This is a genomic window from Pseudomonas sp. NPDC089996 (assembly GCF_044748405.1).
In the GTDB taxonomy this organism is placed as follows: domain Bacteria; phylum Pseudomonadota; class Gammaproteobacteria; order Pseudomonadales; family Pseudomonadaceae; genus Aquipseudomonas.
On the sequence record NZ_JBIVGA010000001.1, the window covers coordinates 343,970 to 358,426 of the forward strand.

Sequence of the window (14,457 nt, forward strand, 5' to 3'; positions counted from 1 at the left end):
AATGCTCATTTATGCTTTTCGGTTACTAAAAAATGAAGTTTTGATCTTTGTAGGTTCTAATCAGACCTGCCTAGCTTCTGGCCAAAGCGCCGGCCATCGCCGGTGGCAGCCTGCCAAGGAGCCTTGCCATGAAAACCCCACTGCGCCACCTGATCATCGCCCTCGGTCTGGCCTTCACCCTCAGTGCCCATGCGGCCGAGCCGGCCAAGCCGGAAAGCATCCGCATCGCCGTGCCCGACCTGAGCGCAGGCAGCAAGCACAGCGCCGGCGGCGTGGTCGACGTTCTGCGCGACCAGCAATTGCTGGAAAAGGAATTCGCCAAAGACGGCATCCGCATCGACTGGCACTTCTTCAAGGGCGCCGGGCCCGTGGTCAACGAAGCCTTGGCCAACGGCCAGGCTGATTTCGCTTACCTGGGCGACCTGGCGGCGATCGTCGGCAAGGCCAATGGTCTCGACACCCGCGTGCTAACAGCCGGCGTACGTGGGGTGAAGAGCTACCTGGGCGTGGTGCCGGGTTCGGGCATCAAGACCCTGCACGACCTCAAGGGCAAGCGTGTGGCGGTATTCCGTGGCACTGCCAACCAACTGTCGTTCGCCAGCGCGCTGGCCAGCCAGGGGCTGTCCGAGCGTGACCTGAAAGTGATCAACCTGGATTTCAACGCCGCCAATGCAGCACTGGCCGCCAGGCAGATCGACGCCACCTGGGGGCTCTCCAACCTGCTGTCCCTGCGTGAGCGTGGGCTGGTCGAGCTGCCCGTCAACTCCCGCGACCTGGCAGGCGCCGGCAGCACTCAGGCGGTGTTGCTCGGCACCGGCGATTTCATCAGCAAATACCCCGAGCTGGTGCAGCGCTTGGTCAATGCCCAGGAGCAGGCCGCCAGCTGGCTGCGCGATGAGCACAACCGCGATGCCTACGTCGACCTGGTGGCGAGCAATGCCAACTGGCCTCGCAGCATCCTCAGCGATGACCTGGCCAAGGAAGACCTCGCCCATTACTTCGACCCTCGCCTGGACGCCGATTTTGTTGCCCAGTTGCAGCAGGGTGTCGACCTGGCCGCCCGCGAGCGCCTGATTCGCCGCGGCTTCCAGGTTTCCGAATGGGTCGAACCCCGTTTTCTCGATGCCGCACTGCAACATCAACAGGCCGCGCAGGCCGCCCGCTGAACCCCTAATCCATGACCGCAAGGACCACGACCATGAGTAATGTTGCATTGGCCACCGCGCCACACGCCCTCGAACTCGACATCCACCCGGTTGCCGGCCGCATCGGCGCCGAAATCCGTGGGGTGAGGTTGTCCGCCGACCTGGATGCCGCCACCATCGGTGCCATCCAGGCCGCCCTGGTGAAACACAAGGTGATCTTCTTTCGTGGCCAGAGCCACTTGGATGACCAGAGCCAGGAGGGCTTCGCCAAGCTGCTCGGCGAACCGGTCGCCCATCCCACCGTGCCGGTAGTGGATGGCACCAGCTACCTGCTGCAACTGGACGGCGCCGAAGGGCAGCGGGCCAACTCCTGGCACACCGACGTGACCTTCGTCGATGCCTACCCCAAGGCTTCTATCCTGCGCAGCGTGGTGGCGCCGGCTTCCGGCGGCGACACCGTCTGGGCCAATACTGCGGCGGCCTACCAGGAATTGCCCGAGCCACTGCGCGAACTGGCCGACAAGCTGTGGGCAGTGCACAGCAACGAATATGACTACGCCAGCATCAAGCCCGATGTCGACCCTTTGAAGCTTGAGCGCTACCGCAAGGTGTTCACCTCGACCGTGTACGAGACCGAGCATCCGGTGGTGCGTGTACACCCGATCAGTGGTGAACGGGCATTGCAGCTGGGGCACTTCGTGAAACGGATCAAGGGTTATTCGCTGGCCGACTCGCAGCACCTGTTTGCGGTACTGCAGGGGCATGTGACGCGACTGGAAAACACCGTGCGCTGGCGCTGGGAGGCGGGGGATGTGGCGATCTGGGATAACCGCGCCACGCAGCATTATGCGGTGGATGATTACGGGACCCAGCCGCGGGTGGTGCGGAGGGTGACCCTGGCCGGCGAAGTGCCGGTGGGGGTGGATGGCCAGTTGAGCCGGACTACGCGTAAGGGCTGAAATTGCTGGGGCCGCTTTGCGGCCCTTTCGCGACACAAGGCCGCTCCTACAGGAGATCGCGTGCCTTTGTAGGAGCGGCCTTGTGTCGCGAAACGGGGGCGGAGCCCCCGCCAGCTACACCTCGGTATCACAGGCAATCAGTTGCCTGACCAACCCCTGAGCCAAAGGCGACAAGCCATACCCCACCCGGCTCACCACCCCATAGCGGGTGTAGAACGCCTCTTCCTGCTCCGGCATCAGATCTACCAACTTCAACGCCACCAAACCACCTTCCATCTGGTAGGGCCGCAAGTTCGCATTGCAGGCAATGCCGATGGTGTCCGAGTGCATCACCACATTCAGCAGCGCATAGCCATGCTCGCACTCTACCGCCGGCAGAAAGTCCTGGCGCCCGCTGAGGTCACTGAGGATCTTGCGGATGTTCGGCGGCCGGAACGTGGTCGCCAGCGGGTAATCGAACACGTCCCGCGCCCGCACTTCAACCTGTTCGGTCAGCGGGTGCCCCGCTCGGCAGCAGAAGTGCCAACGCTGCGGCGCCAGCTTGTGCACCCGGTAATCCGGGTCGGACTCGAACTGGCGTGTGTCGGCAACGAAGAACTCGATCTCCTCGGCGATCAGCTTGCGGTTCAAGGCCTGCCAGTTATCCACCTGGAAGCAGGTGCGCGCCGCCGGGTATTCGGCGACGAAGCGCGCCACGGCCTTTGGTACCAAGCCGCCAGCGGGTGCCGGGCCAGAGCCGAAACGCACCACGCCAGTGGTGGCGCCATTGAACTGGTGGATCTCGTTCACCAGGTTATGCGCACCATGCACCAGGCGCCGCGAGTGCTCCAGTACCAGCAGGCCCTGGCGGGTGGGTGAGAGCTCCTTGCTGGCACGGTCGACCAGGCGGCAACCGATGTTGTGCTCCAAGGTCTGGATGCTGCGGCTGAAGGCCGATTGCGACAGGTTCACCGCCGCGGCTGCGGCGACAAAACTGCGGTGCTCGACAAGGGCAATGTAGTGGCGCAGCTGACGCAGATCGATATGCATTTTCTACATTAAAACCTTCGGTCAAATGCAATTGCTGACAAGGGTGAGTCCCCTTATAAAGGGAGTCACTTATTCCACAAAATATGAATTACACATATTTATATCTCTTAAAAGAATATAAGCCCGACTGACCGCGATTCGGTTCCGCCAACGGAAATGCTCGCCCAGGGCCCATGCCTCAAGGAGCATTTGCATGTCCGGACTTTCCCGTTGGCCTGCGCGCGCGTCGCGTTTCACCTTGCAACCCCTGGCCGCCGGCGTATTGCTGGCGGCATCCAACGGCAGCTTCGCCGAAGAACCCGTCAGCGTTACCCCGGCTGCAGGGCAGGAAGCCAAGCTCGGCACCGTCACGGTCAATGCCCGCCGCCGCGAAGAAACCGCACAGAGCGTGCCCACGCCGATCAGCGTGCTCAGCAGCGAAACCCTGGAAACCCAGCGCATCTACCGTGTGCAGGATCTGCAACAGCTGGTGCCCAGCACCAACGTCGCCTATGTGCATGCGCGGCAGTCGAGCATCTCGATTCGGGGCCTGGGCAACAACCCGGCCAGCGATGGCCTGGAAGGCAGCGTCGGTATCTATCTGGACAACGTCTACCTTGGCCGCCCAGGCATGGCGGTGTTCGACCTGCTCGACGTCGAACAGCTGGAAGTGCTGCGCGGCCCTCAGGGCACGCTGTTTGGCAAGAACACCACGGCGGGCGTGCTGAACATCACTACGCGCAAACCGACTTTCCACCCCGAAGGGAGCATCCAGCAATCGATTGGCGAGGACGGCTACCTGCAAACCCAGGGCAGCTACTCCGGGCCGATCACCGAGACGCTGGCCGGGCGTATCAGTGCGTATCACACAGAAGACGACGGCTACGTGAAGAACGTCCACAACGGCGACGAGCTCAACGGCGGCAAGCGCCAGGGCTTTCGCACCCAGTTGCTGTTCCAGCCGAGCGAAACCTTCAACCTGCGCTGGATCGGCGAGTACAACGAAGAAGACTCCAACAACGGCATCCTCAGCCTGTACAGCACCGGGCCGACCATCAACGGTGTCAACCGCTACGAGAGCCTGGCCGCCCAGGCGGGCGCGACGCTGGTGTCGGGCAAGGACCGCAAGGTCAACTTCGACGCCGACCAGCAGGTGACGGTGTTCCAGGGCGGTACTTCGGTGGAGGCCAACTGGACCCTGCCCAACGACTTCACCCTGACCTCGATCAGCGCCTATCGCTGGTGGGACTTCACCCCGCGCAACGACGACGGCCTTGATGTGCCGGTGTTCTACAGCGCCGGGGTGTCGGTGCGCGACAAGCAGTATTCCCAGGAGATCCGCCTGGCTTCGCCAACCGGTGGTCTGTTCGACTATGTGCTCGGCGCGTACTACTTCAAGCAGGACCTGGACAACAAGTCTTTCACGTATTACGGCCCCCAGGCCGACATCTGGAATATCACCCCGGCCGGCGCACTGGCCAACGTCGACACCCTCGGCAACGGCCATATCGATACCGACAGCTACGCGCTGTTCGCCCAAGGTACCTGGCACGTCACCGACCGCCTGGACTTCACCGCCGGCGTCCGCGGCACCTATGAGGAAAAGAGCGCCTGGGTGACCCGCGATGCGCCAACCGGCGGTGCTGCGGTCACCGGTGCCGCTGCCGCAGCGCGCCAGGGCAGGGTAGGCGCGTACGATTCGGGCGATCTCAACCAGTACAGTTTCAGCCCTTCCGGGTTGCTGGGCCTGAGCTACCGCTTCAACGACCAGCTGCTCGGCTACGCCACCCTGACCCACGGCGAGAAGTCCGGTGGCGTGAACCTCACCGTCGGCGCCGCACCACGCCTGGGCACCGACTCACTGCTGGTCGGCACCGAGCGAGCCAACAACGCCGAGTTGGGGCTCAAGAGCACACTGTTCGACAACCGCCTGCAGCTCAACACCAACCTGTTCTGGACAGAGGTGCATGGCTACCAGGCCAACGTCTACGACCCGATCAACCGCGTGCAGTACCTGGCCAACGCCGGCAGCGTGCGCTCGCGCGGCCTGGAGTTCGAAGCCACGGCGCTGCCGATCAAGGGCCTGACGGTGAACTTCAACGGTTCGTGGAACGACGTGCGCTACCTGAAGTACGACGACGCACCGTGCCCGCCGGAGGTGAGCCTGACCAATGCCACCGCCACCTGCGACCTGTCCGGCCACCAGGTGGTCGGCGCCTCCAAGTACATCGCCAACCTCAACGGCGAATACAAGTGGCAGGCCAGCCAGCACGTCGAGCCCTACGTCACCGCCAGCTACGCGTTCCGCTCAAGGGCGGTGGGCACCATCGATGATTCCGACTTCGGCCAGATCCCCAGCTATGCGCTGGTCAACCTCTCCGCCGGTGTGCGCCTGGACCAGGGCGACGGCGTGGTCGACCTGTCGCTCTGGGTGAAGAACGCCGGCGACAAGACCTATTTCACCAGCCTGTGGAACTCCGCCAACGGTGGTTATGCCGGCGTGCTCGGTACCCCGCGCACCTTCGGCGCCACCGCCCGTTACGACTTCTGAGTAAAAAGGAGCTTTGCCATGAATGCCAAGACTGAAACCCCTGCACTGCCTGAAGGCGCCTGCCTTACTGCCAAGGTCCCCGAGCGTGGCGAGGCACTGCTCGGCGATGTGCTGGTCAACCCGTACCGCCTGGCACCGCTGACCGCGATCATCCGCGACGGGGGGCGCAGCCTGAGCGCCGCCCATGTGCGGGTGCGCGGCAAGGGCGAGCGCGGCGTGGACATCGCCTACGAGGTATCCGAGCGCTCGCTGTGGACCTATGGCGGCATCCCGGTATTCGGCCTGTACCCGGATCACGTCAACCAGGTGGAAGTGACCTATAAGCTCGACGGCGAGCGCATCCGCGAGCAGTACCAGATATACGCCCCCGCCGTGCGCCTGCCGGTGGTGGCGAAACAGACCGCCGCATTGCCGGAGGTGGAACCGGTCAAGGTGGCGCCAGGCTTCGAACAGCGCCTGTACCTCTTCAATCACCTGCAAGGTGACATTCCCGGTGGCCGCGCCTTCAAGTGGAACGGCCTGGGTGGCGCCGCCGAGTGGGACCAGGTCGGCAGCAACTGGATCGCCGACAGCAATGGCGACGTGCGCTGGTACCTGGACATCGAGCAGATTCATGATTCCAACCGCCGCGACGGCCTGGGCGGGACCATGGGCTTCCAGCAGACACGCGACGGCAAGCTGATCTGGGGGCAGGGCCAGACCTATTCCAAGTTCGACCTGCTGGGCCGGCGCATCTGGCAACGCAACCTGCCGGACAAATTTGCAGACTTCTCCCATGAGATTCGCGAAACGAGCAACGGCACCTACCTGCTACGTGTCGGCACCAGTGATTACCGTCGCCCGGACGGCAAGCGGGTACGCTCGATTCGTGACCACATCATCGAGGTCGACGAAGCAGGCGACGTGCTGGACTTCTGGGACCTGAACCAGATACTCGATCCTTATCGCGGTGACTTGCTGGAAACCCTGGGCAAGGCGGCGATCCAGCTGCCCGAGGGGGTGCATAAGCAGGATGATCGCCTGGCCAATGAGCTGGCCGAAGGCAACTTGCCGTTCGGTGATACCCCTGGAGTGGGTACCGGGCGTAACTGGGCACATGTCAATGCCATCGACTACGATGCCGATGACGACAGCATTATCGTTTCAGCGCGGCACCAGGGTGTGGTCAAGATCGGTCGTGACAAGCAGGTGAAGTGGATTCTCGCCTCGCCCCAAGGCTGGCCTGCGCATCTGCGTGAGAAAGTGTTGGCCCCGGTCGAGAGCGAGGGGTTCGACTGGTCGTGGACCCAGCACACCGCCTGGCTCACCGGCAAAGGCACGCTGACCGTGTTCGATAACGGCTGGGGGCGCGGCTTTGAACCGACCAAGCTCAGCGGAAACTACAGCCGGGCGGTGGAGTACAAGATCGATGAAGCCAAGGGCACGGTCGAGCAGGTGTGGGAGTACGGCAAGGAGCGCGGTGACGAGTGGTACAGCCCGGTGACCTCGGTGGTGGCGTATCGGCCTGAGACAGATACCCAGTTCATCTATTCGGCTTCGGTGAATTTCTTCACGCCGGAGAAGCTGACCACCACGGTGCTCAATGAAGTGCGCCGTGGCACCCAGGAGGTACTGGTGGAGCTCAAGGTGCACAGCCGCCAGCCAGGTTCCGTTGGTTACCGGGCGCTGGTGATCGATTTGGACAAGGCATTCTGATTCACATTATCTTCAGCTCGTTCGTCTAACCTGTACTGGCCTCTTCGCGGGCACGCCCGCGAAGAGGCCAGTTGCCTTGATGCAGAAATAGGCGTTTTCCGCCGGGGTGTTCAACCGTTCGTTCTTTTTTTCGAACAGCCTATTGTCCAACACCCCAGCAGCCGCTTAGCATTCGTTTGAGATTTCAAACGCTCGATGCCCTGCCTTGGGCGCTTTTCAAACAATCAACAATTCGGGAAGCCGACATGCAGCTCAAAGACGCTCAGTTGTTCCGCCAGCAAGCCTTCATCAACGGTGAGTGGCTGGATGCGGACAGCGGCCAGACCATCAACGTGACCAACCCGGCCACTGGTGAAGTCATCGGTACCGTGCCGAAGATGGGCACTGCGGAAACCCGCCGCGCCATCGAAGCTGCCGACAAGGCCTTGCCGGCCTGGCGCGCACTGACTGCCAAGGAGCGTTCGAACAAGCTGCGTCGCTGGTTCGAACTGATGATCGAGAACCAGGACGACCTGGCTCGTCTGATGACCACCGAACAAGGCAAACCGCTGGCCGAAGCCAAGGGCGAAATCGCCTACGCCGCCTCGTTCATCGAGTGGTTCGCAGAAGAAGCCAAGCGCGTCTACGGTGACACCATCCCGGGCCACCAGCCTGACAAGCGCCTGATCGTCATCAAGCAGCCAATCGGCGTTACCGCGGCCATCACCCCGTGGAACTTCCCGGCGGCGATGATCACCCGTAAAGCCGGCCCGGCCCTGGCCGCTGGCTGCACCATGGTGCTCAAGCCCGCCTCGCAGACCCCGTACTCCGCCCTGGCCCTGGTCGAACTGGCCACCCGCGCCGGCATCCCGGCTGGCGTGCTGAGCGTCGTTACCGGCAGCGCTGGCGAAGTCGGCGGCGAGCTGACCGGCAACTCCCTGGTACGCAAGCTGTCCTTCACCGGCTCGACCGAAATCGGTCGCCAGCTGATGGAAGAATGCGCCAAGGACATCAAGAAGGTTTCCCTGGAGCTGGGCGGCAACGCCCCGTTCATCGTGTTCGACGACGCCGACCTGGACAAGGCAGTCGAGGGCGCGATCATCTCCAAGTACCGCAACAACGGTCAGACTTGCGTCTGCGCCAACCGTATCTACGTGCAGGACGGCGTTTACGACGCGTTCGCCCAGAAGCTGGCCGCTGCTGTCGCCAAGCTGAAGATCGGTAACGGTCTGGAAGAAGGCACCACCACTGGCCCGCTGATCGACGGCAAGGCTGTCGCCAAGGTCCAGGAACACATCGAAGATGCCGTGGGCAAAGGCGCCAAGGTGCTGTCCGGTGGCAAGCTGATCGAAGGCAACTTCTTCGAACCGACCATTCTGGTCGACGTGCCGAAGACTGCTGCTGTCGCCAAGGAAGAGACTTTCGGCCCACTGGCGCCGCTGTTCCGCTTCAAGGACGAGGCTGAAGTCATTGCCATGTCCAACGACACCGAATTCGGCTTGGCCTCGTACTTCTACGCCCGTGACATGAGCCGTGTGTTCCGTGTTGCCGAGGCCCTGGAATACGGCATGGTGGGTATCAACACCGGCCTGATCTCCAACGAAGTTGCCCCATTCGGCGGCATCAAGGCTTCGGGCCTGGGCCGTGAAGGTTCCAAATACGGTATCGAGGACTACCTCGAAATCAAATACCTGTGCATCAGCGTCTGATCGCCGGGTAAAAGGTTTTACCTCTGCCAGCGGGGCGCGAGAGCGACGTCTCGCTGGCCTTTTTGACATCGCAGTACCTGGTGGCCAGGGCGTTCACGGCAGTCGATCAACGAATACTGTTCGCGAACACTCCCAGCCACCCCCGAATAAAAGCGCCGCCACTCGGCGCAAATGAGGGCTTTATGAGCAAGACCAACGAATCCTTGATGCAACGTCGTGTCGCCGCCGTCCCACGTGGCGTTGGCCAGATCCACCCGATCTTCGTTGAATCCGCGAAGAACTCGACAGTGATCGACGTTGAAGGCCGCGAACTGATCGACTTCGCGGGCGGCATCGCAGTACTGAACACTGGCCACCTGCACCCGAAAGTGGTTGCAGCGGTGCAAGAGCAGCTGACCAAAGTCAGCCACACCTGCTTCCAGGTGCTGGCCTACGAGCCCTACGTAGAGCTGTGCGAAAAGATCAACAAGCTGGTCCCAGGCGACTTCGACAAGAAGACCCTGCTGGTTTCCACCGGCTCCGAAGCCGTTGAAAACGCCGTCAAGATCGCCCGTGCCGCCACTGGCCGCGCTGGTGTGATCGCCTTCACCGGCGGTTACCACGGCCGTACCATGATGACCCTGGGCCTGACCGGCAAGGTCGTGCCGTACTCCGCTGGCATGGGCCTGATGCCAGGCGGTGTGTTCCGTGCCCTGTTCCCGAGCGAACTGCACGGTGTCAGCGTTGACGACGCCATCGCTTCGGTCGAGCGCATCTTCAAGAACGACGCCGAGCCGCGCGACATCGCCGCGATCATCCTCGAGCCAGTACAGGGCGAAGGCGGCTTCCTGCCAGCGCCGAAAGAGCTGATGAAGCGCCTGCGCGAGCTGTGCGACAAGCACGGCATCCTGCTGATCGCCGACGAAGTGCAGACCGGCGCTGGCCGTACCGGCACCTTCTTCGCCATGGAGCAGATGGGCGTCGCGCCTGACCTGACCACCTTCGCCAAGTCCATCGCTGGCGGCTTCCCGCTGGCCGGTGTGTGCGGCAAGGCCGAGATCATGGACGCCATCGCTCCGGGCGGCCTGGGCGGCACCTATGCCGGCTCGCCAATCGCCTGCGCCGCAGCCCTGGCCGTTATCCAGGTGTTCGAGGAAGAGAAACTGCTGGACCGCAGCAAGGCTGTCGGTGAGCACTTGACCACTGCCCTGCGCAAGATCCAGGAAAAGCACCCGATCATCGGCGACGTCCGTGGTCTGGGCTCGATGATCGCTGTGGAAGTCTTCGAAAAAGGCACTCACACCCCGAACGCTGCCGCTGTTGCCCAGGTTGTGGCCAAGGCGCGCGACAAGGGTCTGATCCTGCTGTCCTGCGGTACCTACGGCAACGTCCTGCGTATCCTGGTGCCGCTGACCGCCGAAGACGCGCTGCTGGACAAAGGCCTGGCCATCATCGAAGAGTGCTTCGCTGAACTCGCCTGATGTGACATGCTTCTAAAAAAACCCGCCTCGGCGGGTTTTTTTTGTGCCCAGAAAAGCCGCGTGGCGCTATGGTTGTGGAAGGACTTGCCTTGGAAGCTGCGAAGGACCGTGTGTCAGGGATATTCAGGAGTTGGCCATGAGTGCTGCAGACCCCACTTCACCTTGCGTATTGATTGCCGAAGGCGATCCTTTTGTACGCGAAATGCTGAGCGAGATGTTGCTCAGCGTGCGTTGCGACGCCCGCCTGCAGGTCTGCGCCGACGGCTCGCAGGCACTCACGGCACTGGCCAGCAAGCCCGACCTGATTATCGCTGCCCGGGAGCTGGCAGGGCTCGATGGCCTCGACCTGCTGCGCAAGGTACGCGCCAAGGGCCCGGGGCTGCCGTTCATTCTCATGAGCAACCGTAGCGACAGCGCTAGCGTGCGCGAAGCGTTGCCGCTGCACCCCACGGCTTACCTGAGCAAACCATTGAATCTGGACAAGCTGCGCAAGAGCCTGGAACAGCTGCTGCTGGCTGTGGGCGAGCAGATCGCCTGCCCGGTGCCGCCGTTGCAGCCCGGCGCCAGCCTGCCGGGCTACCTTGAGCAACGCCGTGCCACCGCCGATGGTGGGCCTCTGTTCGCCGATGTGGAGGTGGCGATCAAGCGCGCGCTGAACCCGCAAGGCCTGAACCTCAAGGTGCTCGAAGAGGAAGTGCGCAGCGACCCGCAGGTCACGGCGGTGCTTATCGCCGCTGCCAACAGTGCCAGCCTGCACCGTGAAGCACCGGTGCAGACGCTGATGCAGGCACTGAACAAGCTGGGCAGCACCCAGAGCATGAACCTGATCCTCGGTCTCACTCTCAAGCGCAGTGCGCGCCTTGGCGACCCGCTGTTGACGCAACAGGCCGCCCATTACTGGAACCTGTCGCTGCACACGGCCGAATATGGTCGCTCGCTGGCGCGCATGCTTGAACTGGATCAGGAGCGCTGCTACTGCGCCGGCTTGTTGCATTGCCTGGGCGACTTGGCAGTTTTGCGTTGCTTGCAGGAGTGGCGCCTGGCCGGTGGCGAACTGGACGAAGAGCGGGTGAAGCTGTCGCTCGATGAGTTCGGCGCAGCATTCGGTTCGGCCCTGCGTACCCGCTGGCGTTTGCCGCTGAGCCTGCGTGAGCTGATCGCGGCGATCTACCAGCTGGGTGGCGGGGTGTATTCGCGGGAGATCCTGGCCATGAACCTGGCCGGGCAACTGGCGCGCCTGCCGGCGGAACAGGGTTTGGAGAAGGTTGCCAACAACAAGACGGCACGGTTGCTGAAGGTTGGGCTGCCGGAGCTGAGCCGGTTGCGCAAGGTGGAGAATCCTGAGGTGAAGCCGCAGGAGGAAGTGAAGGAACCTGTGGTGGAAGCCAAGGGTGAGGAGCCGTCTGCTCCAGAAGAACAACCTTCGACTTGAGATACTGGGGCTGCTTCGCAGCCCTTTCGCGACACAAGGCCGCTCCTACAGAAGATCGCGTACTTCTGTAGGAGCGGCCTTGTGTCGCGAAAGGGGCGCGAAGCGGCCCCAGTCAGCCGCGGACTATCTGGTTCTTGCCCTGCCGCTTGGCCCGGTACATCGCCGCATCGGCGCGGGCGAACAAGCTGTCCAGCGACTCATCATCGTCCGTCAGCCCAGTCAGTCCCTGGCTCACGGTAACGCTGTACGTCTCATCGCCATGGCTGAAGCCCTGCCGCTGAATCTCCCGCTGCAACCGCTCGGCAATCTGCTCGGCCACCTGCGCATTGCACCCTGGGAAGACCGCTGCGAACTCCTCCCCGCCAATTCGCCCGAACAGGTCGCCACGGCGCAGCACGGCCTTGCCGCTATCGGCAATGCGCTGCAGCACCTGGTCGCCCTCCGGGTGCCCGTAGCTGTCGTTGATACGCTTGAAGTCGTCGATGTCCAGCAGCAGGAAGGCCAATGGCGTGCCGTCTTCACGGGCACTGTCGAAGGCCTGCTGGGCACACTCGAAGAAGTGCCGGCGATTGCTGCTCTGGGTCAGCACGTCGGTGGTGGCCAGGCGCTGCAGTTCGCCTTCCAGTTGCTTCTTTTCGGTGATGTCTTCGGCGATGCCGACGATGATCACCCGGTCGCCTTCGCTTTGCTGGTTGATATAGCACTTGTCGCTGAGCCAACGCACCTGGCCGCTGGCGTTGAGGATGCGGTATTCGCGGTCTTCCACCGAGCCCTTGAGCAGCACCTGGGCCAGGCTGCGTTCGGCGAATTCCAGATCGTCGGGGTAAATGCTGTCGCGCCATTCGTTGTAGTCGGCCAGCACCAGGCTGGCCGGGCGGCCGAAGATGCGTTCGTACGCAGGGCTTACGTAGAGCACCTGGCGGGTTTCCCAGTCGAAGGCCCAGAGCACGGCGTTGACGCTGTCGAGCAGCGAACTGTACAGCTGCTCACGCTCACTCAGGCGGGCAACTTCGCCCTGGGCGTGGAGCAGGGCCAGCAAGGTTTGTGCAGCTTCGGGAGGCGGGGTGCCTGACAGCGACGGAGGCGGGTTTTTGGCCATGAGCACGGAGCAGTTCTCGACGGTGAGGCGCGCGGCCACGAACCGGCCCGCCACGCGGGCGATGTGCCGTCTTTGAGTGGATTTTCAGGGGGGAAGTTCCTGCAGGCACGCCCCATTGCAGGACGTGCCGATCAGCGGCCGTCAGGTGCCGGTGGGGCGCAGGGAATAGGTTTTCAGTTGTGCTGCAAAGTCGCGCAGGGCGTGGATACCGCTGGCCTCGGCCTCGTGTATCCAGTCCTTCATGGCCGCCAGCATATCGTAGCCGTTGGCGCTGGTGCGGGCCCAGATCTGCTGCAGGGCCAGGCGCTTCTCGTAAATGGTCTTCAGCGCCTGGCTGTGGGCGAGCATGCTTTCGATGCGCACGTGGTGGCGATCTTCCAGCAGGCTGGTTTCACGCGACAGCAGGCGTTTGGCGCGGTGGAAGCGGTGGCGTACCGAGGCATCCACCTTGGCCAGCTCTTGCTTGACCAGCGGGCCGATCACCAGCTTGCGGTACTGGGCCATGATCTGGAAACGGTTGTTGAGGATGGCCATGGCGGTGTCCATGTCCAGGTTGGCCTTGCCCTCGACGCGGTGAGCGATGGGCGCCACCCGTTGCACCTTGGCCAGGCGCAGCACGCAGAACAGGCGAATCCAGGCCCAGCCCATGTCGAACTCCCAGCGTTTGACCGAGAGTTTGGCCGAGTTGGGATAGGTGTGGTGGTTGTTGTGCAGCTCTTCGCCACCGATGACGATGCCCCAAGGTACCAGGTTGGTGGCGGCGTCGCGGCATTCGAAATTGCGGTAGCCCACCGCGTGGCCCAGGCCGTTGACCACGCCGGCGGCCCAGAACGGAATCCACATCATCTGCACCGCCCAGATGGTGATGCCGATGGTGCCGAACAGCAGCAGGTCGATGACCGCCATCAGCACGATGCCGCCGAGCTTGTAGCGCGAGTAGAGGTTGCGCTCGATCCAGTCATCAGGGCAGTTCTTGCCATAGATGCGCAGGGTTTCGGGGTTGCGTGCCTCTTCGCGGTAGAGCTCGGCACCTTTGCGCAGTACCGTGCCCAGGCCCTTGTACACAGGGCTGTGCGGGTCATCCGGGGTTTCGCACTTGGCGTGGTGCTTGCGGTGCACGGCCGTCCATTCGCGGGTGTTCTGTGCCGTGGTCAGCCACAGCCAGAAGCGGAAGAAGTGCTTGAGCGCGCCATTGAGCTCCAGGGCGCGATGGGCGGAGTAGCGGTGCAGGTAGATAGTGACGCTGACAATAGTCACGTGGGTCATCAGCAGGGTGACGCCAACCAGTTGCCAGGCCGACAAGTCGAGCAGACCGTTGTACCACATAGGTGTAGAAGCCCTCGGGAATGCAGGGAGAAGGGTGTGATTATCCCTTGGCGGGGAAATAAAACCAGTCACCCTTTCAGATAGGAAGTCACGG

At 62.8% G+C, this 14,457-nt stretch carries 10 protein-coding genes; 7 read left to right on the plus strand and 3 right to left on the minus strand.

Features of this window, described 5'->3' with window-relative positions:
- The first annotated feature begins 128 nt into the window (after positions 1 to 128).
- Positions 129 to 1,166, plus strand: a complete 1,038-nt coding sequence (locus ACIPW4_RS01695) for an ABC transporter substrate-binding protein (RefSeq protein ID WP_400654264.1) — start codon at positions 129 to 131, stop codon at positions 1,164 to 1,166.
- Between the two features lie 32 nt (positions 1,167 to 1,198).
- Positions 1,199 to 2,104 (plus strand): TauD/TfdA dioxygenase family protein, encoded by a 906-nt coding sequence (locus ACIPW4_RS01700; protein ID WP_400654266.1) that lies wholly within the window; start codon positions 1,199 to 1,201, stop codon positions 2,102 to 2,104.
- Positions 2,105 to 2,218: 114 nt separating this feature from the next.
- Here ACIPW4_RS01700 and ACIPW4_RS01705 read toward each other — a convergent pair whose 3' ends face one another.
- On the minus strand, positions 2,219 to 3,133 hold the full coding sequence (locus tag ACIPW4_RS01705; RefSeq protein ID WP_400654268.1) for a LysR family transcriptional regulator: 915 nt from the start codon (positions 3,131 to 3,133) through the stop codon (positions 2,219 to 2,221).
- 193 nt (positions 3,134 to 3,326) lie between these two features.
- Here ACIPW4_RS01705 and ACIPW4_RS01710 point away from each other — a divergent pair, with 193 nt between their 5' ends.
- The 5 genes from ACIPW4_RS01710 to ACIPW4_RS01730 all read left to right on the plus strand — a co-directional run bounded on the left by ACIPW4_RS01710 (position 3,327) and on the right by ACIPW4_RS01730 (position 11,938).
- On the plus strand, positions 3,327 to 5,663 hold the full coding sequence (locus ACIPW4_RS01710) for a TonB-dependent receptor (RefSeq protein WP_400654270.1): 2,337 nt from the start codon (positions 3,327 to 3,329) through the stop codon (positions 5,661 to 5,663).
- Between the two features lie 18 nt (positions 5,664 to 5,681).
- Complete coding sequence (locus ACIPW4_RS01715; RefSeq protein ID WP_400654271.1) at positions 5,682 to 7,358, plus strand: aryl-sulfate sulfotransferase; 1,677 nt, start codon at positions 5,682 to 5,684, stop codon at positions 7,356 to 7,358.
- A 245-nt stretch (positions 7,359 to 7,603) separates the two neighbouring features.
- On the plus strand, positions 7,604 to 9,046 hold the full coding sequence (gene gabD, locus ACIPW4_RS01720) for an NADP-dependent succinate-semialdehyde dehydrogenase (RefSeq protein WP_027917646.1): 1,443 nt from the start codon (positions 7,604 to 7,606) through the stop codon (positions 9,044 to 9,046).
- Between the two features lie 182 nt (positions 9,047 to 9,228).
- Positions 9,229 to 10,506 (plus strand): 4-aminobutyrate--2-oxoglutarate transaminase, encoded by a 1,278-nt coding sequence (gene gabT, locus ACIPW4_RS01725; RefSeq protein WP_400654273.1) that lies wholly within the window; start codon positions 9,229 to 9,231, stop codon positions 10,504 to 10,506.
- 136 nt (positions 10,507 to 10,642) lie between these two features.
- Positions 10,643 to 11,938 carry an HDOD domain-containing protein gene (locus ACIPW4_RS01730; RefSeq protein ID WP_400654275.1) on the plus strand — a complete coding sequence of 432 codons (1,296 nt, stop codon included), beginning with the start codon at positions 10,643 to 10,645 and terminating at the stop codon, positions 11,936 to 11,938.
- Positions 11,939 to 12,050: 112 nt separating this feature from the next.
- Here the strand turns inward: ACIPW4_RS01730 and ACIPW4_RS01735 are convergent, their stop codons facing one another.
- Positions 12,051 to 13,037, minus strand: coding sequence for a GGDEF domain-containing protein (locus ACIPW4_RS01735; RefSeq protein ID WP_400654606.1), 987 nt, complete (start codon positions 13,035 to 13,037; stop codon positions 12,051 to 12,053).
- 141 nt (positions 13,038 to 13,178) lie between these two features.
- The gene (gene desA / locus ACIPW4_RS01740) at positions 13,179 to 14,363 is read right to left on the minus strand and encodes a delta-9 fatty acid desaturase DesA (protein WP_400654277.1); all 1,185 of its coding nucleotides are present in this window, start codon (positions 14,361 to 14,363) and stop codon (positions 13,179 to 13,181) included.
- Positions 14,364 to 14,457 lie beyond the last annotated feature (94 nt).